The sequence below is a fragment of the Acidocella aluminiidurans genome (assembly GCF_055383125.1).
The window spans coordinates 1179525-1202901 of the sequence record NZ_AP031589.1; the positions used below are offsets into that span (position 1 = coordinate 1179525).

Below are 23377 nucleotides of genomic sequence, written 5' to 3' on the forward strand. Positions count from 1 at the left end.
GCCCTACGATCTAGACCACGCGCGTGAAAACCGAAACGCCCCCCGCCCCCGCCGTGCAGCCGCATAAGCGCAACCTGCCTTTGAAGGTCGGCACCCGGGGCTCGCCGCTGGCGCGTCAGCAGACCGAACATTTCCTTGAGCGCATCAGCAGCTTCTGCCCGGTGCTGCGCGGGATGAGCGTGTTTGAGGAGCATATCATCGTCACCACCGGCGATGCGGTGCAGCACCGCCCGCTGGCGGAGATTGGCGGCAAGGGGCTGTTCGCCAAGGAAATCCATGAGCAGCTGCTGGCGGGCAGCATCGATTTCGCGGTGCATAGCCTGAAGGATCTGGAGACGACGCTGCCCGATGGCATCGCGCTGGCCTGCACGCTCAAGCGCGAGGATGCGCGCGATGCGCTGATTTTGCCGCCCGGCGCGGTGATCGATCCGGCGGACCCGTTTGGGGCGCTGAAGCAAGGGGCGCTGGTGGGCTCGGCCAGCGTGCGCCGGCAATCGCAGCTGAAATATGCGCGGCCGGATCTGAATTTCACCCTGCTGCGCGGCAATGTCGGCACCCGCCTGGGCAAGGTTGAGGGCGGCGAGCTGGATGCGACGCTGCTGGCCTATGCCGGGCTGCGCCGGCTGGGGCTGGCGGAGAAAGCCAGCGTGCTGTTGAGCCCGGAGCAGATGGTGCCCGCCGCCTGCCAAGGCATTGTCGGCATCACCGTGCGCAGCGCGGATGAGGAGCTGCTCTCGCTGCTGGCCGGGATCGAGGATGCCGAGGCGCGGGCGGTGAGCCGGGCGGAGCGGGCCTTGCTGGGGGCGCTGGATGGCTCCTGCCGCACGCCGATCGGCGGGTATGCGCGGCTGCTGGAGGATGGGTCTCTGCATCTGACCGGGCTGGTGGCGCGGGCGGATGGCTCCTTCCTGCTCAAGCGCAGCCTGACCGGCGCGGTGGCGGAGGCCGAGGCGCTGGGCGCGGAGCTGGGCGCCTCGCTGAAGGCGGACAGCCCTGAGGATATTTTCGCGCCGTGAGGCTGCTGGTCACCCGGCCTGAGCCCGGGGCCAGCGCCACCGTCCAGAGGCTGGCGGGACTGGGGCATGAGCCCACCGCCCTGCCCTGCCTTGCCATCACCCCCGTCCCCGCCCGGCTGCCGCCGCACCCGGCGGCGCTGATCGTCACCTCCGGCCAGGCGGTGCCTTCCTTGCCCGCACGGCTGCATGGCGTGCCGGTATTCTGTGTGGGCGATGCCACGGCGGCGAAGCTGCGCGAGGCAGGGTTTACCCGGGTGGAGAGCGCGCAGGGCGATGCCGAGGCGCTGACGAAGCTGGTGATCGCGCGCAACGTGCCGGGGCTGCATGTGCTCACGGTGGGCGAGCGGCACGGGCAGAAACTGGCGGCGGATCTGCGCGCGGCCGGATTTTCGGTGTTGCGGCGGCGGGTTTATACCGTCTCGCCGTTGCGGGTGATGCCGGATGAAATCCGGGACAGGCTGGCGGCACGAGATTTCGATGGCGTTTTGTTTTATTCCGCCGAGACGGCGCGGGCTTTCGCGCGTTTGCAGCCATTGGGCACGGCGGGGATGCGGGCCTATGCGCTGAGCCAAAACGTCGCCAAGGGGTTGCAGGGACTGCCCTGGGCCGCCATTCTGATAGCAAGAGCACCGACGGAGGCGGATTTAATGGCGTTGCTGGCATGAGCGAAACGGGACCGACCAGCCCTGAGACCGGCAAGGAGACGCCAGCCCCCCTGGCCCTGCCGGCGCCTGAGCCCGCGCCTGTGCCAGCCTCTACCGCCGTGCCGCCCGCCAAGCCCCGCCGCAGCGCCTGGCCGCTCTGGTTTAGCGCCGGGTTCGTGATTCTGGCGGCCGGCGAGGGCTATCTCTTCGCCCAGCAGCAGGCGCATCAGGCCGACAAGACCAATCTCGCCGTGCTGCAAAGCCAGGTCGCGGATATGCGCGCGGCGGCGGCGAAGACCTCGCCAGTGGCGGATCTGATCAATGCGCAGGCGCAGATCGCCCAGAAGCAGGCGGCTTTGGCGGCGCAGGTGAATGCGATGCAGGGCCAGATGTCCGCCGACCATGGCGCGCTGGCGGCCTTGCAGGCGAATGCGCAGGATCTCGGCAAGCTGACGGCGCGCATGGCGCAGCTGAATGATGTCGCCGCGGCGCGGATGGCGCTGGAGAGCGGTCAGCCGCTCGGCGTGGTGCGCAACGCCCCGCCGGCCCTGGGCGTGTTCGCGGATGCCGCCCCGCCGACCATGGCGCAGCTGCGCGAAAGCTTCCCCGCCGCCGCGCGCAATGCCGAGGCGGCGAGCCTGGCGAATAATGGCCAGGCAGGGTTCTGGGCGCAGGTGAAGCTGCGGCTGGAAGGGTTGATCACCATCTCCAACGGCGAGCATGTGATTTTCGGCCCGCCGGCGGCGGCGGCGCTGAACAAGGCCAAGGCGGCGCTGGCGAATGACGATCTGGCCCAGGCGGTGGCGGCGCTGGACCGGCTGAGCCCACCCACCCAGGCGGCGATGGCGAGCTGGCTGACCCCGGCACGCCAGCTTCTCGCTGCCCGGCAGGCGCTGGCGCAGATGGCCCAGCAGGGGCAATAGCGCATGTGGAAGGCGCTGAAATTCTGCATCGTCGCGGCGGTTATTCTGAGTTTCGCCTGGTGGGTGGCGAGCCTGCCGGGTGTGTTCAGCGCCGATATCGGCAGCTACCGGATCGACAGCTCCGCCCCGGTGGCGCTGCTGTTGCTGCTGGTGGTGGTGGCGGTTCTGGTGATTCTGGTGCGGGTGCTGGGCGGGCTGCGCCGGGCGCCGGGCCGGGTTGCCGGCTGGCGCGGGGCGCGGCGGCAGCGTGCGGGCGAATTGGCGCTGCAGCGCGGGCTGGTGGCGGTGGCCGCCGGCGATGGCAGCGGTGCGCGCGCGGCGGCGGTGAAGGCGCGCGCGGCCCTGGGCGATACCGGTTTCGTGCAATGGCTGAATGCCGAGGCGGCGCGGCTCTCCGGTCAGGATGAGCAGGCGCGGCTGGCCTATGAAAAGCTGACCCGCAGCGCCGAGATGAAGTTCCTCGGCCATCAGGGGCTGTTGCGGGACAGTTTGAAGGCCGGCCGGATTGAGGAAGCGGCCAGGCAGGCGCAAGAGGCCGAAGAGGCCTATCCGGGCGGGGCCTGGACGCGCGAGCAGCGTCTGGCCCTGGCGGTGCGCGAGCAGAATTATGCCGGGGCGCTGCGCCTGACCCAGAGCCCGCAGGCCCGCGCGGCGCTGGCGGTGGCGGCTTGCGAACAGGCACAGACGCCGAAGCTGGCGCTGGAATTCGCCAAACAGGCGGTGAAGGCGGACCCGGCCTCGCCGGTGGCGCTGGCCAGGCTGGCGGTTTGCCTGCGGGCTTTGGGCAAAGAGCGGGCGGCGCGCAAGACGCTGCAGAAAGGCTGGCAGGCGGCGCCGCATCGGCTGCTGGCGGCGGCTTGGCTGAGCCCTGAGGCGCCCCCCCTGGCCCGCGCGCAGGAAGCGGCGCAATTGGCTTCGTTTTATCCTGGGCACATGGAGTCCGAGCTGCTGCTGGGTGAAACCGCGTTGGCGGCGAAGCTGACCGGCGAGGCCAAGCGCCATGCCGAGGCCGCGCTGAAAGCCGGCAATGAGGATGGGCGCGCGGCGGGGATTTTGGCCGCGCTTGAGAACCGCCCTGCCCCGTCCGTACGGCCGGCCTGGCGCTGCACATCCTGCCAGACGCAAAGCGAGAGCTGGTATTGCGCTTGCCCGTCCTGCGGGCAGATTGGCAGTTTTGTGGATAATGCTTCGGGGAAAGCGGTGATTAAGCTCTGAGGGCGGGGCCGTCAGCATGCTTCGATTTTGGATTGTCTGCGTATTTTCCCTGTTCGGTAAAGGGCGCGTGCCTGCGGCGAGTGAACCCCTTGACCGAATAGGGAAAATACGAGGGGACTCGGGATCGAAGATATGGCTGGGTTTATGCTGAAGCGGGATCGTTAAGGAAAAAGCCCGGCGTATGGGAGCGCCGGGCTTTTTCTTTATGAGATGATCTTGTTGTCGCGCAGGGCGCTGCGTTCTGTTTCGGAAAGCTCCAGCACCGACGCCAGGACTTCGTCTGTGTCAGCCCCCAGGCGCGGCGGCGGGCGGTCATCCGCGACCTCCGAGCGCGAAAAGCGCATCGGGCTGGCGACACCGCGCAGGCCCGGTGCCAACGTTTTGAAAATGCCGCGCGCCTGCACCTGCGGGTCCGCGTCGATATCGGCAAATTCGTTGATCGGGCCACCGGGAATGCCGAAAGCTTCCAACGCTTCCGTCCAATCCTTGGTGGTGCGCGCGGCCAGCAGCGTCTCCAGCAGCGGTACCAAAATGGCGCGGTGTTTCACCCGCGCCGGGTTGGTGGCGAAGCGCTCATCCTGGGAAAGTTCAGGCGCCCCCGCCAATGTGACGAAGCGGGCGAACTGGTCGTCATTGCCGATGGCGAGGATCAGATGCCCATCCAGCGTCGGGAAGACCTGGTAGGGCACGATGGAAGGATGCGCATTGCCCAGCCGCGGCGGTTGCGCGCCGGAGACCAGGTAGGAGGAAATCTGGTTGGCCATGGTGGCGATCTGCACATCGAACAAGGCAAGATCGATATGCTGGCCCAGCCCTGAGCGTTCGCGTTCCAGCAAGGCCGCCATCACCGCGTTGCTGGCATAAAGCCCGGTGAAGACATCGACCACGGCGACGCCGGCCTTCATCGGCTCGCCATCCGGCGCGCCGGTGACACTCATCAGCCCGCCCATGCCCTGCATCAAAAAGTCGTAGCCGGCACGGTTGCGGTAGGGGCCGGTCTGGCCGAAGCCGGTGATCGAGCAATAGACCAGACGCGGGTTCAGCGTGAGCAAATCCTCAGGCCCCAGGCCCAATTTCGCCAAGCCGCCGAATTTGAAATTCTCCAGCACCACATCGGCTTTTGCCGCCAGCCGGCGGATCAGCGCCTGGCCTTCCGGTTTGGACATGTCGATCGCCACAGATTTCTTGCCGCGATTGGCGGCGCAGAAATAGGCGGAGATGCCGCTCTCCTCGACAAAAGGCGGGCCCCAGGCGCGGGTATCGTCACCCTTGCCGGGGCGCTCGATCTTGATCACCTCGGCGCCGAGATCCGCGAAGATCTGCGACGCCCAGGGGCCGGCGAGAACCCGGCTGAGATCGAGAATTTTATAGCCCGAAAGCGGGCCCATCAGAAGGCGGCGAGGCCGGTCTGGGCGCGCCCCAGGATCAGCGCGTGCACATCATGCGCGCCTTCATAGGTGTTCACCGTTTCCAGATTCACCATGTGGCGGATGACGTGATATTCGTCGGCGATGCCGTTGCCGCCCAGCATGTCGCGCGCCTGACGGGCGACATCCAGCGCCTTGCCGCAATTATTGCGCTTGAGCAGGGAGATCATCTCCGGCGCGGCCTCGCCCGCATCCATCAGCCGGCCCAACCGCAGCACCGCATGCAGGCCGATGGTGATTTCGGTTTGCATATCCGCGAGCTTCTTCTGGATGAGCTGGGTGGCGGCGAGCGGGCGGCCGAACATTTTGCGGTTCAGCGTATAATCCCGCGCCTGGTGCCAGCAGAATTCCGCGGCCCCCAGCGCGCCCCAGGCGATGCCGTAGCGGGCATTATTGAGGCAGGAGAACGGGCCGCGCAGGCCTTTCACGTTCAGCATGGCGTCGTCGGGGACGAAAACCTCATCCAGCATGATCATGCCGGTGATGGAGGCGCGCAAGCTGACCTTGCCTTCGATCTTCGGCGTGCTCAGCCCCTTGGCGCCGCGCTCGACGATGAAGCCGCGAATATCCCCGGCCTCATCCTTGGCCCAGACCACGCAAAGATCGGCGATCGGGGAATTGCTGATCCAGGTTTTCGAGCCGGAGAGCAGATAGCCGCCATCGACCTTTTTCGCGGTGGTGCGCATCGAGGCCGGGTCCGAGCCGGCATCGGGCTCGGTGAGGCCAAAGCAGCCGACCCATTCGCCGGTGCGCAGTTTCGGCAGATATTTATCCTTCTGCGCGTCCGAGCCGAACGCGTAGATTGGGTACATCACCAGCGAGGATTGCACCGAATAGGCGGAGCGATAGCCGCTATCCACCCGCTCGATCTCACGCGCGATCAGCCCGTAGGCGACATAGGAGACATCCGCGCAATCATGGCTGGAGAGGGTGGCGCCGAGCAGGCCGAGTTCGCCCAGCTCATTCATGATCTCGCGGTCGAAGCGCTCCTCGCGGAAGGCCATCAGCACGCGCGGCTGCAGCTTCTCCTGGGCGTAGGCATGGGCGGTGTCGCGGATCGCCCGCTCCTCCTCGCTCAGCTCCGCTTCCAGGCGCAGCGGGTCGGCCCAATCGAACGAAGCCATCTTGCCTTTGGCCATGGCGCTTTCTCCCTAATCTTGGCGTGGCGGGAGAGTGCCGCGCTGGCGCCGGACAGGCAAGCGCATTAAAGTGACGATTATGATGCGAAAATCGGATTAAAAATGGAATTGCGGGAATTGCGCTGTTTCGAGGTGCTGGCGGAGGAGCTGCATTTTGCCCGGGCGGCGGAACGGCTGGGGCTGGCGCAATCCGGCGTCTCGCGGCTGCTGGCCGGGCTGGAGACGGATCTGGGCGCGAAATTATTCAATCGCGGCAAGCGCAGCCAGGTGGCGCTGACCACGACGGGGGCTCTGTTTCTGCCCGAGGCGCGGGCGATTCTGCGCCAGGCGGCCCGGGGCGAGGCGCTGGGGCGCAGGGCGGCGCGCGGTGAGATCGGGCGGCTGGAGATCGGCTTCGTCGCCTCGGCAGCCTGGGATGGCACCGCCTCGGCGCTGGTAAGGCGCTATCATCAGGCGGCGCCGGGTGTGGAGATCCATCTGCATGAGATGGAAACGCCGCGCCAGCTGCAGGAGATCGCGGCCGGGCGGCTCGATATCGGGCTGCTGCGGGCCCGGGCGGATTATCCGCCGGAGGTGGCGGTGTTTCCGTTAAAGCATGATGTGCTGCTGCTGGCGCTGGCGGCGGGCAGCGCGCTGGCGCGGGCGGAGCGGCTGACGCCGGAGATGTTGAAGGGCGAGAAATTCATCCTGCCGCATTTTGGCGAGGAGGCGGGGTTTCTGGCCAGGCTGCGGGCGCTGGGGCAGGCTGGCGGGTTCACCCCGGAATTCCTCACCCCGGTGCGCGATTTCATCACCGTGCTCACCGCCGTGGCCGCCGGGCTGGCGCTGGGGCTGCTGCCGGAACCCGCGAAAAGCCTGGGCATGCCCGGCATCGCGCTGCGCGAGATCGACGGGTTGCGGCTGGATTCGACCCTGATGCTGGCCAGCCGCAGGAGCGAGCACTCCCCCGCCGTGCGGCAATTCCTGGCCCTGGCCAAGGCAAAGGGGGAGAGCAATCATCATCTGATCTGAACCGGAAGGTTCAGATCAGATAATTGAAATTGCTCGCAAAGAAAAAGCGAGAGTGTTTTTCATCTGATGAAAAACACTCTAGGAACCCCGCCATGCGAGATCTGTATGACGCGATCATCATCGGGGCCGGTGCGGCGGGGCTGTTTTGTGCCGGCAGCGCCGCCCAGGCCGGGCGGCGCGTGCTGGTGCTGGAGCACGGGCCGGAGCCGGGCCGAAAGATTTTAATCTCCGGCGGCGGGCGCTGCAATTTTACCAATCTCGATGTCAGCGCCAGGAATTTCCTCAGCGCCAATCCGCATTTCGCCAAATCCGCGCTGGCTGGCTTCACCCCGCGGGATTTCCTGGCGCTGGTGGAGGCGGCGGGCATCGCCTGGCATGAGAAAACGCTGGGGCAGCTTTTTTGCGACGGCTCGGCCCGGCAGATCGTGGCGCTGCTGCTGGCCCGGCTGCAGGGGGCAGAGCTGCGCACCGGCTGCGGCGTGGACGCGGTGACGCATGACGGCGTGTTTCATGTCGAGACCTCGCATGGCCGGGTCAGCGCCGCCAACCTCGTCATCGCCACCGGCGGGCTGTCGATCCCCAAACTCGGGGCGAGCGATTTCGCCTACCGGCTGGCGCGCCAGTTCGGACATGATGTGGTCGCCCCCCGCCCCGCTTTGGTGCCGCTGCTCTGCGACGAGCCTTGGATCGGCGCGCTGGCCGGGGTCTCCGCGCCGGTGCTGGCGCGGGCCGGCAAGGTGACGTTCCGGGAGAATCTGCTGTTCACCCATCGCGGCCTGTCCGGCCCGGCGGTGCTGCAGGCCTCCTCCTATCTGGCGCCGGAGGGGCGGCTGGAGGTGGATTTCGCGCCGGAGCAAAATCTGCAAGAGGCGCTGCCCGCCGCCAAGCGCAGCCGCGCCAAGGCGGGGCTGAAGGCGCTGCTGGGGGAGGTTTTGCCGGCACGGCTGGCGGCGCATCTGGCGGCGCCATATCCTGGCAATCTCGCCGATCTGCCCGACAAGACGCTGCGCGCGCTGGGGGCCCAGCTGCATCAATTCGCCTTTCAGCCCAGCGGCACCGAAGGCTTCGCCAAGGCGGAAGTGACCGCCGGCGGGGTGGCGACGAGCAGCTTGAACTCGCGCGATTGCGGCAGCAAGCTGGTGCCTGGGCTGTATTTTATCGGCGAGGCGGTGGACGTGACCGGCTGGCTCGGCGGCTATAATTTCCAATGGGCCTGGGCCAGCGGGCACGCCGCGGCCCAAGGCATAAGCAAGGGCGCGGCGCATGGCGAATGAGACACAGAAAACCTATTGGAACCAGGTGGGCGGCCCGAAATGGGTGAGTCTGGGCGGCGCGATGGAGGCGCGGCTGGCGCCGGTGAGTGCGGCGGTGATCGCGGCGGCGGCGCTGCGGCCGGGGGAGAGCGTGCTGGATATTGGCTGCGGCGCCGGGCTGACCAGCCTGGAGGCGGCACAGGCCGTCGGGACAGCGGGACGGGTGACCGGCATCGATATATCCGCGCCGATGATCGAGACCGCGCGGGGGCATGCTTTGGCGCGGCAGATCGAAAATGTCAGCTTCCGGCTCGGCGATGCGCAGACCGAGCGGTTCGACCCGGCGCCGGAGGTGCTGCTGTCGCGCTTCGGGGTGATGTTTTTCGATGATCCCGTCGCCGCCTTTGCGAATTTGCGGGCGGGGGCGGCGCCGGGGGCGCGGCTGGCCTGCGCCGCCTGGGCGCCGCTGGCGCGCAATGAACATTGGCGCAGGCCGCTTGAGCTGGTGGAGGCGCTGCTCGGCCCCGGCGCGCCACGCCAGCCGCATGCCAGCGGGCCGCTCGCCTTCGATGATGCTGATTATGTGACGGCGATTCTCACCCAGGCCGGATGGCGGGCCCCGAAGATCGAGGCGGTCGAGATCGCGCTGAACGGCGTCTCGCTGGAGGAGGAGGCGGCGATTGCCTGCTTCATGGGACCGAGCGGGGCATTGCTGGATGAAAAACAGGCTTCCGCCGCGCAGCGTGAGACGATCCGCGCCGCCATCCGCGCTTCCCTGCCGGCCTATACCAGCCCAGCGGCGGATGGCGGCGTGCGGGTGCCGGCGGTGATCCATATGATCACGGCGCGGGCAGCATGAAGGGGACGGGCTGACGGCCGCGATGGCGCGGCGCCGGCCTGAACGCATATTGTTCGATGGCGCTTCAGGGGACGGGCTGTTCGGTGAAAAGCGGGTTGATGTGGAGCTGGCTGAACAAGGGCAGCAGGCCGTCCACCCGCCCCAGCCCGGGGCCGTCGCGCATCATCTCGTTATAGGCGGCCTCTCCCTCTCTCATATGCACCAAAAGATGCCAGCCTAGACCTTTGAAGTCAGCCAAGGCCGCTTCGTCCTCCACATCGACGAAATGGCGCAGTTTTTCCTTGCTGGCCTTGATCTGTTCGTCCCAGGGCTTGTGATGGAAATGCACAAAGACCAAGGGCGTTTCCAGCAGCCCGTTGTCACGCCCGGATATGTCCTGGTGCGACCCGTGGCATAAGGTGCCGATGCTGCGGCCCGAAAAAACACTTTCTGATACGGCAACACCCAATAGCGACCGGGCTGCCCTAGAATATTCAGCAGGTTCTGCTTGATCTCAAACGTCTCTTGCCGGCCGATGCAGGAGGCCAGGCAGCGCAGAATCTCATCGCGCTGGCAGGTAAAGCTGCCATCCTCCCGGCGCATGGCCAGGAATTCATCGCAATCGATGGGCAGCAGAAAATCATATTCGTCCCGGGCATTCATCTCGCGCATCGCCGCGGTCATGAATTCACCTTGCAGGTGAAAATCCGCCTCCGCCGGCAGGCGGATGACCTTCACCCCCTCCAGCTCGTACCAGGACAGCGTGTTCAGCACCTTCGGGTGGGTCGAGCCGTGATCGATGACGCAGAGATTTTCCATGCCGAAAAGATGCGCGTGGTAGCGCAGCCAGGGCTCCAGCGCGTTGACCTCGTTGCGTTGCATCAGCACGCATCCCACCCGCATCAGCGCCCCCCGGTCCTTGTCATTTCAAATCTATCGCAGAGGCAGAGGGGCGCCAAGCCAGGGGCAGGTTGAAGCCGCCCCCGGCTGCAACTATACCCTGGGCAACCGCGTTTAGTAGGATCGCCGATGGCCGCTTATCAATATGTGTATGTGATGAAGGATCTCACGAAGGCCTATCCGGGCGGGCGTGAGGTGTTCAAGGGCATCACCCTCTCCTTCCTCCCGGGCGTGAAGATCGGCGTGCTGGGCGTCAATGGCGCCGGTAAATCGACCCTGCTGAAAATCATGGCGGGGATCGAGACCGAATATGGCGGCGAGGCCTGGGCGGCCGAGGGCGTGAAGGTGGGCTATCTGGCCCAGGAGCCGCAGCTCGATGCGAGCAAGACCGTCGGCGAGAACGTCGCCGAGGCGTTCCAGGAGGTCCGCGCGGCGCTGAAGCGCTTCAATGAGATCTCCGAAGCCTTCATGGAGCCGATGGACGACGACAAGATGAACGACCTGCTGGCCGAACAGGCCAAGCTGCAGGAAATCATCGACACCAAGGATGGCTGGGATCTGGACCGGCAGATCGAGATCGCGCTCGACGCGCTGCGCTGCCCGCCCTCCGACTCTCCCGTGGACAAGCTCTCCGGCGGTGAGAAGCGCCGCGTGGCGCTGTGCCGCCTGCTGCTGGAGAAGCCCGACATCCTGCTGCTCGATGAGCCGACCAACCATCTGGACGCGGAATCGGTGGCCTGGCTGGAGCGGACGCTGGAGAATTACACCGGCACCGTCATTCTGATCACCCATGATCGCTACTTCCTGGACAATGTCACCAACTGGATCCTGGAAATCGAGCGCGGCCGCGGCTACCCGTATGAGGGCAATTACTCCTCCTGGCTGGAGCAGAAGCAGAAGCGCCTGGCCCAGGAAGAGAAAGAGGAATCCTCCCGCCAGCGCGCTTTGGCCGAGGAGCGGGAATGGATCAACGCCTCCGCCAAGGCCCGCCAGACCAAATCCCGCGCGCGTATCCAGCGCTATGAGGAAATGCTGGCCAAGTCCCAGGAGCTGGCCGGCGGCGTCGCGGAAATCGTCATCCCCCCCGGCCCGCGCCTGGGCGGCACCGTCATCGAGGCGCAGGATCTCTGCAAGGGCTTCGGCGACCGCGAGCTGATCAACGGGCTGAATTTCAAGCTGCCGCCGGGCGGCATTGTCGGCGTCATCGGCCCCAACGGCGCTGGTAAATCGACCCTGTTCAAGATGATCACCGGCGCCGAAAAGCCGGATTCCGGGGCGCTGAAAATCGGCGAGACGGTGAAGCTCGGCTATGTCGACCAGTCCCGCGACAGCCTGGATGACAATAAGAATGTCTGGGAGGAAATCTCCGGCGGCACCGATGTGATCTATCTCGGCAAGCGCACCATCGCCTCGCGCGCCTATGTCGGCGCCTTCAACTTCAAGGGCGCGGACCAGCAGAAGAAGGTCGGCATCCTCTCCGGCGGTGAGCGCAACCGCGTGCATCTGGCGAAGATGCTGAAATCCGAAGCCAACGTCATCCTGCTCGACGAGCCGACCAACGATCTCGACGTCGATACGCTGCGCGCCCTGGAAGAGGCGCTGATGGAATTCGCCGGCTGCGCCGTGGTCATCTCCCATGACCGCTGGTTCCTCGACCGCCTGGCCACCCATATCCTCGCCTTCGAGGGCGACAGCCATGTCGAATGGTTCGAAGGCAACTTCCAGGCCTACGAAGAAGACAAGCGCCGCCGCCTGGGCCAGGACGCCGCCGAGCCGCACCGTATCAAATACCGGCCGCTGACGCGGTAGCGCCCGGGCGCCTTGCACGCGGTAAGGCCTGCCCAAGGGGGACGCTGTCCCCCTTGGATCCCCCTGCAAAGGGCCGGGAGGCCCTTTGATCCCATTCTATTCGGCATTTGGGGAGGGAGGGCGCGCGCCCTTGCTTCTCAAACGCCCGTGCCCGCGCGCGCCCTCCCTCCCCAAATGCCGGGTGGGTTCCAAGGGCCTTTCGGCCCTTGGCGGGGGGTGCGTCACGCCGAAGGCGTGCCTTCGGCACGACGGGGCGGAGCCCCCCTGCGTAAACCCTACCGCGTACAAAGTGCCCTGGCATGACCGTGACATCGGCCTGGTGCGTCGAGACGGCGCGGTTGCGGATGACGCCGGTGGGGTATTGGGATTTGCCGGATTTGATCCGGCTGAAGGGGGATCCGCGGGCTTATGCGTTGATGCTGGGCGGGGTGCGCTCGCGGCTACAGGTGGCGCAGGAGCTGGCGCAGGACATCCAGGATTGGGGCCGGCATGGGTATGGCATGTGGGCGGTGCGGGCGCGGCGCGGCAAGTTTGTGGGCATCACGGCGCTGATGCATCGGCCGGACGGGCGCGGCGTGGCGCTGCGCTTTGCCTTTTATCCGGAGGCGCGCGGGGTTGGGCTGGCGCGGGAGGCGGCGGCGGCGGCCTTGGTCTATGCGCATGATGTCGCCAGGCTGCCGGTGGTGATCGCGGTGGCGCGGGAGGATAATCATGGCTCGCGGCAGGTGTTGAATTCCATCGGCATGTCAAGATGCGGCGCGTTTCAGCGGGATGGACATTTAATGATTATATACCAATCAGTTAATACATCCGGGCCGGGGTGAATTCGGCGTAACGACGCGGATTTCCCCTTGCCCGCGCGGCGGGGTTTGAAGCTAAAACAGCGTGTGACACGGCAAGAGCATGAATCGATTTTGACCTTTCTGGAGGCGACGCTCCACCGCTCCTTGGAGCCGTTGGACGTGGAGGCGGATGCGATCATCCGGGCCTATTTCAAGCGCCATCCGGACGCCGCCTATCATGTCACCAAGCTGGCCATGGCCTTGTCGGCGCCGCTGCAGGTGGATGCGCCGAAGCGGCGCGGCTGGTTCTCTGCGCTGCGCGCCCGGCACGGTTGAAACGCCGGCGGCTTGCCCGCCGCGCCGCGCCGCCGCATAGATTTCGATTCATGACCGAATATGCCGCACGAATTGGCCGCACCGCGCTGGCCGCCACCTTTGCCATGGCCGCCCGGGCCCGCGCCTTGCGGGCGGAGGGCAAGGATGTGATCTCGCTCTCGCTCGGCGAGCCGGATTTTCCGACCCCCGCCTTTGTGGTCGAGGCCGCCCATGCGGCGGCGCGGCGCGGCGAGACCAAATATCCGCCGCTGGGCGGGATCGAGCCATTGCGCGCGGCGGTTGCGGAAAAATTCACCCGTGAGCATGGGCTGGCGGTGCGCGCGCAGGATGTGCTGGTCACCAATGGCGGCAAGCAGGGGATTTTCAACATCGTAATGGCGCTGATCGGCGCCGGGGATGAGGTGATCATCCCTGCCCCGGCCTGGGCGGGCTATGAGCAGACGGTGAAATTCGCCGGCGGCGTGCCGGTGTTCGTGCCCTGTCCGCAGGCGCAGGGCTTTGTGTTGCAGCCCGAGGCGCTGGCCCAGGCGATTACCGGGCGCACCAAGCTGCTGCTGCTGAATTATCCCAGCAACCCGTCCGGGGCGACGATTTCGCGCGAGGGGCTGGCGGCTTTGGCCGAGGTGCTGCGGCACTATCCGCATGTCTGGGTGCTCTCGGACGATATTTACGAGCATCTGCTGTTTGGCGGCGCCCAGCACCATACGCTGCTGGGGGTGGCGCCGGATCTGCGCGACCGGGTGGTGACCTTGTCCGGCGTTTCCAAGACCTATGCGATGACCGGCTGGCGGATTGGCTGGTGCATCGGCCCGGCGGAGATGATCAAGGCGGCGACCGTGGTGCAGGCGACGGCGACCTCCGGCGTGTCCTCCATCGGCCAGGCGGCGGCGCTGGCGGCGCTGACCGGGGACCAGGAATTTCTGGCCGAGCGCGCGGCGTCCTATGAGGAACGGCGGGATGCGGTGGTGGCAAGCCTCAACCAGATCCCCGGCCTCTCCTGCCATCGGCCGGAAGGGGCGTTTTATGTGTTCCCAAGCATCGCCGGGTGCCTGGGCAAGACCACGCCGGCGGGCCGGGTGATCGGCTCGGACGATGATTTCGCCATGGCCTTGCTGGAGGAGGCGCAGGTGGCGGTGGTGCAGGGCTCGGCCTTCGCGCTCAGCCCGCATATCCGCATTTCCACCGCCACCGCCCTGCCCCGGCTGCTGGAGGCCTGCCAGCGCATTTCGGGCTTCTGCAACGCGCTGCGCTGACGCCGGGGTTGCGCCACGGCGCGACGACGCCACATGCAGGGAACCCAAAAAAGAGGAGACCTGCATGAGCGTTAAGGAAGTTCTCTATAAGGCCCATGGCCACGCCACCGGCGGCCGCGCCGGCAAGGGCGCCACCGATGACAACAAGGTGAATGTCACGCTGAGCGTGCCCAAGGGGCTGGGCGGCGATGACGGGCCGGGCACCAATCCGGAGCAGCTTTTCTCCGTGGGCTATTCCGCCTGCTTCCTGGGGGCGCTGAAGGTCGTCGCCGGCAAGGAGAAGGTGAAGCTGCCGGAGGATACCAAGGTTTCCGCGGAAATCGGCATCGGCCCGCGTGAGGATGGCGAGGGGTTTGGCATCACCGCGGCGCTGACCATCTCCGCCAATGGGGTGGATAAGGCGCAGCTGGAGGATCTGGTGCAGAAGGCGCATATTGTCTGCCCCTACTCCAACGCCATTCATAAAAGCGTGGATGTGAAGCTCAGCGTCGCCTAGCGCATCAAGCTTTTAGCTTGATGCTCTAGATTTTGTTTTAGCGAGCAATTTCATGTGTTTATTTTGACGCTGGCGCGTCAACCTAAACACATATTGCTCTAAGGCTGAAACGGCGTCGCGGAGCCCTGGCTGCGCGGCGCCAAAAAACCGGAGCGTTAAAAAACAAAATGCGAAGGGGGATGGTGGAGCTAAGCGGAATCGAACCGCTGACCTTCTGCATGCCATGCAGACGCTCTACCAATTGAGCTATAGCCCCGTATTGTTTCCGGGAGAAGTTCACCCGGAGCGTTTGGTGGAGCGGCGTATAAACCGGACCGGCGGAGGCTGGCAAGTGGGCGGGAGAAGAAATTTTTCGCGGCTTGAGAACGAGCCGGTTTGCCTTCCCCTGAGGCCGAAAACGGGCTAACCCCCGGCTGATGGTCAAAGTTCGCTTCGCCCCCAGCCCCACCGGCTATCTGCATGTCGGCAATGCCCGCGCCGCCTTGGTGAATTTCATGTTTGCCCGGCGCGAGGGCGGACAATTTCTGCTCCGGCTCGACGACACCGATACCGAGCGCGGCCGGCCGGAATATGAGCAAGGGATTTATGAGGATCTGCGCTGGCTCGGCATCGAATGGGACGCGTTCGCCAAGCAGTCCGAGCGATCCGCGCGTTATGAGGACGTGGCCGAGGCGCTGAAGGCGTCCGGGCGGCTTTACCCCTGCTTCGAGAATGAGGATGAGCTGGCCGCCAAGCGCGCCGCGCTGATCAAGCGCAAGCTGCCGCCGGTTTATGACCGCCACGCGCTGAGCATGACGCCCGCCCAGCGCGCCACCGCCGAGGCCAATGGCAAGCGGCCTTACTGGCGCTTCAAACTCTCCGATGAGGCGGTGTCCTGGAACGATCTGGTGCTGGGCGCGCGCAACATCAAATTGCCGACCGTCTCCGACCCGGTGCTGATCCGCGCCGACGGCTCGCCGCTTTACACCTTCACCTCGGTGGTGGACGATTCGGATATGGGCATCACCCATATCATTCGCGGCGAGGATCATGTGTCCAACACCGCCGTGCAGATCGATCTGTTCCGCGCCATCGCCCGCAAGCCGGTGCCGCGCTTCGCGCATCTGCCACTGATCTCGGGCGGGGACGGGGAGAAGCTCTCCAAGCGCATCGGCTCGATTTCGCTGCGTTCGCTGCGCAAGGATGGCATCGAGCCGGCGGCGATCACCGCCTATCTGGCGCGGCTGGGAACCAGCAAGGATGCGGCGGCGCTGCCGCTTTCCGAGCTGATCGCGCAGTTTTCGCTGAATGATTTCTCCCGCTCGCCGCCGCGTTTCGATGCGGGGCAGATGCTGGGGCTGAACCGCAAGCTGCTGCATCATCTGCCCTTCGAGGCGGTAAAGGACCGGCTGCCCGAGGGCGCCGGGCCGGAATTCTGGGATGCCATTCGCGGCAATCTTGATCTGCTGACCGAATCCCGGCGCTGGTGGGCGGTGGTGGCGGGCGAGATCGTCACGCCGGAGCTGCCCGATGAGGCGATGCCGGTGATTGCGAAGGCGGCCGAGACCTTGCCGGGCGAGCTGAATGCCGCGGCCTGGAAGGGCTGGACGGCGGAGATCTCTGCCGCGACCGGTGCCAAGGGCAAGGCGCTTTACCAGCCGCTGCGCCTGGCCCTGACCGGCGAGGAGCACGGGCCGGAGATGGCGCCGCTGCTGGCGCTGATGGGCCGCGCGCGCGCCGCCAAGCGGCTTGGCGCCTGCGTTGCCGCGAACGTCCGCCCCGGCTAAGACAAACCGGCAAAGAGGAAAGAGCCGCGTGGTCGATATTTTTGATGAAGTCTCGGAAGATCTGCGCCAGGAACGCGCTTTGCGCCTGGCCAAGCGCTATGGCGGGCTGCTGATCCTCGCCGCCTTGCTGGTTCTGGGTGGCGTCGCCGGCCAGGAACTCTGGCAAAATCATCAGAAACACCAGGCTGAGGCGGCGGCGAGCAAATATCTCGCGCTGACCGCGCAGGTCGACCAGCCGGACGGGCGGCTGACCCAGGACCAGGCGACGAAGACCGCGCAGGCGCTGGTTGCCTTCGCCGACAGCGCGCCGGAAACCTACAAGACCCTGGCCCGGCTGCGCGCCGCCGGCCTCTATGCGAATATGAATGACGACAAGGACGCCGCGGCGCTCTGGACGCGGGTGGGCGCGGATGAAGCCGCCCCGACGCTGCTGCGCGACGCCGCCAACCTGCTCTGGGCGCAGCATGAGATCGGCACCGCCAGCGACAGCGATATTCTGGCGCGCATCCAGCCGATGGTGCAGGCGCAAAACCCCTATCACGGGCTGGCGCGCGAGGTGCAGGCGCTGGTTTATCTGCACCAGGGGAACGTGGCGATGGCCAAATCCCTGTTCGCCCAGGTTCAGGCCGATCCCGGCGCGTCGGAAGGTGCCCGTAACCGCGCCCAAGCCATGCTTGCCAAGTTGAACGGATGAAACAGCCCATGATTCGTCGCCGCACCGCCTCTGTCGGCCTGCTTGCCATGCTCGCCGCCTGCTCCTCGCCCAAGAAAACCCCGATCCTGGGGGTGCAGATCCCGGTTCTGCCGGATCAGTCCGGCATGGATGTGGCACCCGACGCCCCCGCCGTGACGCTGCCCGCCCCGGCGGCGCTGAAAGCCTGGCCGCAGCCTTTCGCCAATGCCAGCCACGCGCCGGGCAATGTCGCCGGGCCGGTGAATTTCGCCCAGCGCTGGCAGGTTGGAATCGGCGCGCCGGGCGGCTATCGCCAGCCGCTGATGGCCAGTCCGCTGGTCGCCGGCAGCAGCATTTTCGTGATGGATGCGAACGCGCATGTGCGCGCCCTTTCGCTCACCGACGGGGCGACGATCTGGCATGCGGATACCCGCCCGAAACATGTGACCACGCTGAATATCGGCGGTGGCATCGCTTATGATTCGGGGCGGATCTATGCCAGCACCGGCTATGGCGAGGCGCTGGCGCTGGATGCGGAATCGGGCAAGATATTGTGGCGCCAGAAGCTTGAATTCGCGGCGCGCTCGGCGCCGCTGGTGGCGGCCGGGCTGGTGGCGATCGTCACCCAGAACGACCAGCTGCTGACCTTCGAGGCCAAGTCCGGAACGCCGAGCTGGCGCTTCTCCGGGGTCGTCGGCACGCCGCCGCAGGCGGCGGCTGGGGTCACCGGCGCCCCTGCCTTCGCGGATGGCAATATCGTCGCGGGCTTCTCGACCGGGCTGCTGGCGGCGGTGGATGCCTCCTCCGGCACGCCGGTCTGGGAACAGAGCCTCGCCGCCGGCTTCGGCCAGGCCAGCACGCTGGATATGTCGGACATCGTGGCCACCCCGGTGATCGCCGGCGGCGTGGTTTATGCGCTGAATATGGATGGCAGCTTCATGGCGGTGGACCTGCATTCCGGCGCCAAGGTATGGACGCATCAGGCCTCCGGCAACCAGACCCCGGCCGCTTCCGGCGGGTTCATCTTCCTGCTCGATGCCAGCGAGACGCTGTTTGCCGTGCATGCCGATGACGGGCTGGTGAGCTGGGCGACCCAGCTGCAGCCCTTCAAGAACATGAAGAAGAAGAAAAACCCGATCAACTGGGCGGGCCCGGCGCTGATCAACGGCATGCTGGTCTGTGTCAGCGATCATGGCGAGGCCGCCATCGTGGACGCCACCAGCGGCAAGCAGATGCAGAGCGTGAAACTGGCCGGCCCGGCGGATCTTGCCCCCATCGCGGTGGGCGGGGTGATGCTGCAGCTGACCCGCGATGGGCGTTTGACCGCCTATGGCTGAGCTGCCGCGAATCGTCATTGCCGGGCGGCCGAATGTCGGCAAATCGACCTTGTTCAACCGTCTGGTCGGCAGCCGGCTGGCGCTGGTGGCCGACACCCCCGGCGTGACCCGCGACCGCAAGGAAGCGGTGTGCGAGTTGGATGGCCGCAAGGTGGTGATGGTGGATACGGCCGGGCTGGAGGAAGCGCCGCCGGACACGCTGCCGGGGCGCATGCGCGCCTCCACCTCCACCGCGGTGGATCAGGCCGATCTGGTGCTGTTCGTGTTCGACGCCAAGGCCGGGCTGATCCCCGAGGATCGGCATTTCGGCACCTGGCTGCGCCGCAAGGACCGGCCGGTGCTGGTGATCGCCAACAAGGCCGAGGGCAAGGGCGGCATTGCAAATGCGATGGAGGCCTATGAGCTGGGCTTTGGCGAGCCGGTGGCGGTTTCGGCCGAGCATAATGAGGGCATTTACGACCTGATGAGCGAGATCGCCGCGCGCCTGCCCGAGCCGCAGGCGCTGGGCGAGGATGGCGAGGAATTGCCGCTGCATCTGGCCATTGTCGGGCGCCCGAATGCCGGCAAATCGACGCTGCTGAATTATCTGCTCGGCGAGGAGCGGATGATCACCGGGCCGGAACCCGGCCTGACCCGCGATGCCGTCTCCGCCGATTTCGAGGGGCCGGATGGCAAGCTCTACCGGGTGGTGGACACGGCCGGCCTGCGCAAGCGCGCCAAGGTGGATGAGGGGTTGGAGAAAATGTCCACCTCCTCCTCGATTGAGGCGCTGAAGCGGGCCGAGATGGCGGTGCTGGCGATCGACGCGGTGCAGGGGGTGCAGGAGCAGGATCTGCAGATCGCCCGGCTGATCGAGCGCGAGGGACGCGCCTGCGTGATCGCGCTGACCAAATGGGACGCGGTGGAGGACCGGCCGGAGGCGAAGAAGGCGGCGTTGGACCGCATCTCGATCTCGCTGAGCCAGATGAAGGGCATCACCGTGGTGCCGCTCTCGGCGGAGACCGGCGAGGGGGTCAAGAAGCTCTTCCCCGCGATCCGCGACACCTACGAGAAATGGAACACGCGCTTTCCGACCAGCCAGCTCAATCGCTGGTTCGAATCGGCCCTGGAGCGGTTTCCGCCGCCGCTGGTGGATGGGCGCCGGCTGAAGCTGCGCTATATCACCCAGATCAAGGCGCGGCCGCCGACCTTCGCGCTGTTCGGCACCCGCGCCGAGCAGGTGCCGGAGACCTATCAGCGTTATCTTGTGAACAGCCTGCGCGAGGTGTTCGAGATGCCGGGCGTGCCGATCCGCATCTATCTGCGCGGCACCAAGAATCCGTTCGAGGGCAAGGACTGATTGCGACGATGAGGGCGTGATGACGGCGATGGACGCGGCCTTTCACACCCTCATCAGACGTCTTCGCTCGCCGGATTGGAGCGATGATGTGTTCGGGCCGCCGCAGCGTTTGGGGCCGGAATTCGATCCGCTGTCCTTGCAGCGTGGGCCTGCCGATTGGAGTGAGGCGCAAAAGCAGGCGGTGGCGGCGCTGCAGGCGATCAAGCCCCGGCGCAAATTGGCGGCGCTGCTCTCCACCAGCAATGATGCGCTGATTCTGCCGGAATGGATTGCCCATCATCTGGCTGTCGGTGTCGAGAAATTCTTTATCTACACCAATGATAATCACGACCGCACCGAGAGCCTGCTGCGCTGGTTCGCGCAGCACGCGCCGGTGACGCTGGCGATTTCTCATAAGGCGCCGGGCGTGGATGTGCAGGTGAGGAATTATCACCATGCGCTGTTTCTGCAGCCCGAATTGCGGCTCTATGAATGGATCGCGGTGCTGGACAGCGATGAATATCTGATGCCGGGGCCGCAATTCGGGCATCATATGACGCCGTTTCTGGAGGCAGTGCCGCAGGAGGCAGGGGCGGTGCTGTGGCCGTGGCATTGGCGGCTTTGGGAGCAGGATTTTACCCGCGCCCCCGGGCTTCTGGCGGAGCAATATCAGTATGCGACGCCGCACAGCCTGGTAAAATCCGTGACGCGGACGGGGCAAATTGCCTCGCTGCACCAGATTCATTTTCCGGAATTCGAGCCTGCCCGTCCGCTCTACGACACGGCCTTCGCCCCGATTGAGAAAGGCCATAACTGGCATTTGCAAGGCAAAACATATGCAGGCGGATGCGTGGAGCATTTCTGGGCGCGCTCCTTTGCCGAGTTCATGGTGAAGAAGCGCCGGGGGAGGCGTTGGAGCTGATCGGCACGCCGCATGCCCGGGCTTTGGAGACCTATTTTACCTGGAGCCAGGCGCCCTCACCTGAGACATGGCATCCATGGCCTGAGCAGGTTCTGGCCAAGACCAAGGCGCATCTGGCCCGCTTCCAGGCTGACCCGTATTTTGCAGCGCTGGAACGCGATATTCAGAAAGATTTTGAAGACTATACCGCGCGGTTGCGCCAGGACAGCGCGCTCTGTGCGGCATTTGAGGAACGGACCGGGCGCAGCGCCTGGGCGCCCGCTAGAGCCTTCAGCTTTTAGCTGAACGCTCTAGCTTTCGTTTTGACGAGCAATTTCATGTGTTTATCTTGACGATACCGCGTCAACCTAAACACATATTGCTCTAGCCCTCCTTGAGCATCTCCAGCTCCAGCCAACGTTCTTCTGCTGTTTCCAGTTTCGCATGCAGATCCGCCAAGGCGGCGCTGGCGGTGGCGAAGGTTTTCGGGTCTTTGATGTAGAGGTCCGGCTTGGCCAAGGTTTCGTTGACCTTGACCATTTGCGCCTGCAGCTTGGCGATGTCGGCGGTGAGCTGCTTCAGCTCATGCTGCTCCTTGAAGGAGATTTTCGACTTCGCGGGGGCGGGGGCGGCGGGGGCCGGTTTGGCGGCTTGTTTCTTTTCCAGCTTTTCGGCCTTGGCGGCTTCCACGCCGGCACCGCGCTGGGCCAGCATATCCGCATAGCCGCCGGCATATTCCAGCCAGCGCCCCTGCCCTTCGGACATCAGCACCGAGGTGCAGACGCGGTCGAGGAAATCACGGTCATGCGAGACGACGATGACGGTGCCGGGATATTCGCCCAGCATCTCCTGCAGCAGATCGAGCGTTTCCAGGTCGAGATCGTTGGTCGGCTCGTCCAGCACCAGCAGGTTGGAGGGCTTGGTCAGCGCCAGCGCCAGCAGCAGCCGCCCGCGCTCACCGCCCGAGAGCGTGCCGACGGGGGTGCGGGCCTGTTCGGGCTTGAACAGGAAATCCTTCATATAGCCGATCACGTGCCGGGCCTGGCCGCCGACCACCACCTGGTCGCTATTGCCGCCGGTCAGCGTATCGGCCAGCGAGGCGTTGGGGTTCAGCGTCGCGCGCTGCTGGTCGAGGGTCACCACCTCCAGCGCCGTGCCCAGCTTCACCGCCCCGTCATCAGGTGCCAGCTGGCCCAGAATGAGCTTGAGCAGGGTCGATTTGCCGGCCCCGTTCGGCCCGACAATGCCGAGCCGGTCGCCGCGCAGGACGCGGAAGGTGAGATCGCGCACGATCTGGCGCGCGCCGAAGCTTTTGGAGATCGCATCGGCATCGACGACGATCTTGCCCGAGGTCGCGGCATCCAGGCTCGCCAGCTTCGCGGTGCCGAGCTTATGGGTGAAATTGCGCCGCTCGGCGCGCAGGCTGTGCAGCCCGGCGAGGCGCTTGACATTGCGCTTGCGCCGCGCGGTGACGCCGTAGCGCAGCCAATCTTCCTCCCGCGCGATCTTGCGGCCGAGCTTGTGGAATTCCTGCTCCTCCTGCTCCAGCACCTCGTCGCGCCAGGCCTCGAAATGGGCGAAGCCGCGATCCAGCCGCCGGGTCTGGCCGCGATCCAGCCAGACCATCGAACGCGAGAGATTTTCCAGGAAGCGCCGGTCATGCGAGATCAGCACCAGCCCGCTGGAGAGGGATTTCAGCTCGCCCTCCAGCCATTCGATCGCCGGCAGATCGAGATGGTTGGTCGGCTCGTCGAGCAGCAGCAGATCCGGCGCGGGGGCCAGGGTGCGGGCCAGCGCGGCGCGGCGGGCCTCGCCGCCGGAGAGGCGCGCCGGCGCCTCATCGCCGCTGAGCCCGAGTTCGCCCAGCAGATAGCGGACGCGATATTCATCGTCATTCGGGCCCAGCCCGGCCAGGACATAATCCATGACGGTCTGATACGCCGAGAGGTCCGGCTCCTGGGGGAGATAGCGCATGGTTGTCCCCGGCTGCAGAAAGCGCGTGCCGGAATCGAGCGCCACCTCGCCGGAGGCGATTTTCAGCAACGTGGATTTGCCGGAGCCGTTGCGCCCGACCAGGCAGATGCGCTCCCCGGCGCCAACGGACAGGCCCGCCCCCTGCAAAAGCGGCACGGAGCCGAGGGTGATGGAAATATCGGTGAGCAGAAGCAAGGGAGGCGCCATGCGCGCTGTTTGGCGCATGCGCTGCCCAGGTTCAAGCCGGGCTCAAGGCGAGAGCGGTTTCGCCGGGCCGGAGGAGGTGTACCCGGCCGTGGGCGGCAGCGGCGGAATCGGCGCCAAGGCGGGCGCGGTTTGCGTCGGGGGCAGGTTACAGAGCTTGGC

The 23377-nt window shown here is 65.9% G+C and carries 23 protein-coding genes and 1 tRNA gene; 18 read left to right on the top strand and 6 right to left on the bottom strand.

Annotated features, from left to right (window positions below; genetic code table 11):
• Positions 1-23 precede the first annotated feature (23 nt).
• From hemC to ACZ46S_RS06075, 4 genes are read left to right on the top strand one after another with little or no spacing between them, the layout of a single operon-like run.
• The gene (gene hemC / locus ACZ46S_RS06060; RefSeq protein ID WP_464063748.1) at positions 24-1016 is read left to right on the top strand and encodes a hydroxymethylbilane synthase; all 993 of its coding nucleotides are present in this window, start codon (positions 24-26) and stop codon (positions 1014-1016) included.
• On the top strand, positions 1013-1681 hold the full coding sequence (locus ACZ46S_RS06065; protein ID WP_464063749.1) for a uroporphyrinogen-III synthase: 669 nt from the start codon (positions 1013-1015) through the stop codon (positions 1679-1681). Before hemC ends, ACZ46S_RS06065 begins: the two co-directional genes overlap by 4 nt.
• A complete protein-coding gene (locus ACZ46S_RS06070) occupies positions 1678-2583 on the top strand; it encodes a hypothetical protein (RefSeq protein ID WP_464063750.1) in 906 nt (301 codons plus the stop codon). Before ACZ46S_RS06065 ends, ACZ46S_RS06070 begins: the two co-directional genes overlap by 4 nt.
• Positions 2584-2586: 3 nt before the next feature.
• Complete coding sequence (locus ACZ46S_RS06075) at positions 2587-3798, top strand: heme biosynthesis HemY N-terminal domain-containing protein (RefSeq protein ID WP_464063751.1); 1212 nt, start codon at positions 2587-2589, stop codon at positions 3796-3798.
• 203 nt (positions 3799-4001) lie between these two features.
• Here ACZ46S_RS06075 and ACZ46S_RS06080 read toward each other — a convergent pair whose 3' ends face one another.
• Entirely contained in the window at positions 4002-5186 is a 1185-nt protein-coding gene (locus ACZ46S_RS06080) for a CaiB/BaiF CoA transferase family protein (protein ID WP_464063752.1), read from the bottom strand.
• The gene (locus ACZ46S_RS06085) at positions 5186-6364 is read right to left on the bottom strand and encodes an acyl-CoA dehydrogenase (protein WP_464063753.1); all 1179 of its coding nucleotides are present in this window, start codon (positions 6362-6364) and stop codon (positions 5186-5188) included. The genes ACZ46S_RS06080 and ACZ46S_RS06085 overlap by 1 nt, the downstream gene beginning before the upstream one ends.
• A 102-nt stretch (positions 6365-6466) precedes the next feature.
• Here ACZ46S_RS06085 and ACZ46S_RS06090 point away from each other — a divergent pair, with 102 nt between their 5' ends.
• The 3 genes from ACZ46S_RS06090 to ACZ46S_RS06100 all read left to right on the top strand — a co-directional run bounded on the left by ACZ46S_RS06090 (position 6467) and on the right by ACZ46S_RS06100 (position 9487).
• Positions 6467-7375, top strand: a complete 909-nt coding sequence (locus ACZ46S_RS06090; RefSeq protein ID WP_464063755.1) for a LysR family transcriptional regulator — start codon at positions 6467-6469, stop codon at positions 7373-7375.
• Positions 7376-7467: 92 nt separating this feature from the next.
• Positions 7468-8649: a BaiN/RdsA family NAD(P)/FAD-dependent oxidoreductase gene (locus tag ACZ46S_RS06095; RefSeq protein ID WP_464063756.1), complete on the top strand. Its 1182-nt coding sequence runs from the start codon at positions 7468-7470 to the stop codon at positions 8647-8649.
• Complete coding sequence (locus ACZ46S_RS06100; protein ID WP_464063757.1) at positions 8639-9487, top strand: class I SAM-dependent methyltransferase; 849 nt, start codon at positions 8639-8641, stop codon at positions 9485-9487. Before ACZ46S_RS06095 ends, ACZ46S_RS06100 begins: the two co-directional genes overlap by 11 nt.
• Positions 9488-9551: 64 nt before the next feature.
• Here ACZ46S_RS06100 and ACZ46S_RS06105 read toward each other — a convergent pair whose 3' ends face one another.
• Entirely contained in the window at positions 9552-9683 is a 132-nt protein-coding gene (locus tag ACZ46S_RS06105; RefSeq protein WP_464063758.1) for a hypothetical protein, read from the bottom strand.
• A 20-nt stretch (positions 9684-9703) separates the two neighbouring features.
• Complete coding sequence (locus ACZ46S_RS06110; protein WP_464063759.1) at positions 9704-10348, bottom strand: glycosyltransferase family 2 protein; 645 nt, start codon at positions 10346-10348, stop codon at positions 9704-9706.
• A gap of 147 nt (positions 10349-10495) precedes the next feature.
• Between ACZ46S_RS06110 and ettA the strand changes: the two genes are divergently transcribed.
• The 5 genes from ettA to ACZ46S_RS06135 all read left to right on the top strand — a co-directional run bounded on the left by ettA (position 10496) and on the right by ACZ46S_RS06135 (position 15042).
• Positions 10496-12175: an energy-dependent translational throttle protein EttA gene (ettA, locus tag ACZ46S_RS06115; protein WP_295742865.1), complete on the top strand. Its 1680-nt coding sequence runs from the start codon at positions 10496-10498 to the stop codon at positions 12173-12175.
• A 299-nt stretch (positions 12176-12474) separates the two neighbouring features.
• The gene (locus ACZ46S_RS06120) at positions 12475-12999 is read left to right on the top strand and encodes a GNAT family N-acetyltransferase (RefSeq protein ID WP_295742868.1); all 525 of its coding nucleotides are present in this window, start codon (positions 12475-12477) and stop codon (positions 12997-12999) included.
• A 63-nt stretch (positions 13000-13062) separates the two neighbouring features.
• Entirely contained in the window at positions 13063-13293 is a 231-nt protein-coding gene (locus ACZ46S_RS06125) for a hypothetical protein (protein WP_464063761.1), read from the top strand.
• Between the two features lie 50 nt (positions 13294-13343).
• Positions 13344-14546, top strand: a complete 1203-nt coding sequence (locus ACZ46S_RS06130) for a pyridoxal phosphate-dependent aminotransferase (RefSeq protein WP_464063762.1) — start codon at positions 13344-13346, stop codon at positions 14544-14546.
• A 64-nt stretch (positions 14547-14610) separates the two neighbouring features.
• Positions 14611-15042, top strand: a complete 432-nt coding sequence (locus tag ACZ46S_RS06135; protein ID WP_008492028.1) for an organic hydroperoxide resistance protein — start codon at positions 14611-14613, stop codon at positions 15040-15042.
• Between the two features lie 180 nt (positions 15043-15222).
• Here the strand turns inward: ACZ46S_RS06135 and ACZ46S_RS06140 are convergent.
• Positions 15223-15298: transfer RNA gene (locus ACZ46S_RS06140), tRNA-Ala, on the bottom strand.
• A gap of 160 nt (positions 15299-15458) precedes the next feature.
• On the opposite strand from ACZ46S_RS06140, the gene gltX reads away from it, so the two are divergent.
• Genes gltX through ACZ46S_RS06170 form a run of 6 tightly spaced genes read left to right on the top strand, consistent with a single transcriptional unit; the run spans position 15459 to position 21339 of the window.
• On the top strand, positions 15459-16808 hold the full coding sequence (gene gltX / locus ACZ46S_RS06145; protein WP_464063764.1) for a glutamate--tRNA ligase: 1350 nt from the start codon (positions 15459-15461) through the stop codon (positions 16806-16808).
• Positions 16809-16836: 28 nt separating this feature from the next.
• Entirely contained in the window at positions 16837-17502 is a 666-nt protein-coding gene (locus ACZ46S_RS06150; protein ID WP_464063765.1) for a tetratricopeptide repeat protein, read from the top strand.
• Positions 17499-18818 (top strand): outer membrane protein assembly factor BamB family protein, encoded by a 1320-nt coding sequence (locus tag ACZ46S_RS06155; RefSeq protein ID WP_464063767.1) that lies wholly within the window; start codon positions 17499-17501, stop codon positions 18816-18818. Before ACZ46S_RS06150 ends, ACZ46S_RS06155 begins: the two co-directional genes overlap by 4 nt.
• A complete protein-coding gene (der, locus tag ACZ46S_RS06160; protein WP_295740699.1) occupies positions 18811-20157 on the top strand; it encodes a ribosome biogenesis GTPase Der in 1347 nt (448 codons plus the stop codon). Before ACZ46S_RS06155 ends, der begins: the two co-directional genes overlap by 8 nt.
• A 19-nt stretch (positions 20158-20176) precedes the next feature.
• Positions 20177-21058, top strand: a complete 882-nt coding sequence (locus tag ACZ46S_RS06165) for a glycosyltransferase family 2 protein (RefSeq protein WP_464063769.1) — start codon at positions 20177-20179, stop codon at positions 21056-21058.
• Complete coding sequence (locus ACZ46S_RS06170) at positions 21049-21339, top strand: hypothetical protein (protein ID WP_464063770.1); 291 nt, start codon at positions 21049-21051, stop codon at positions 21337-21339. Before ACZ46S_RS06165 ends, ACZ46S_RS06170 begins: the two co-directional genes overlap by 10 nt.
• 82 nt (positions 21340-21421) lie before the next feature.
• Here ACZ46S_RS06170 and ACZ46S_RS06175 read toward each other — a convergent pair whose 3' ends face one another.
• Positions 21422-23218, bottom strand: a complete 1797-nt coding sequence (locus ACZ46S_RS06175; RefSeq protein WP_464063771.1) for an ATP-binding cassette domain-containing protein — start codon at positions 23216-23218, stop codon at positions 21422-21424.
• Between the last annotated feature and the right edge of the window lie 159 nt (positions 23219-23377).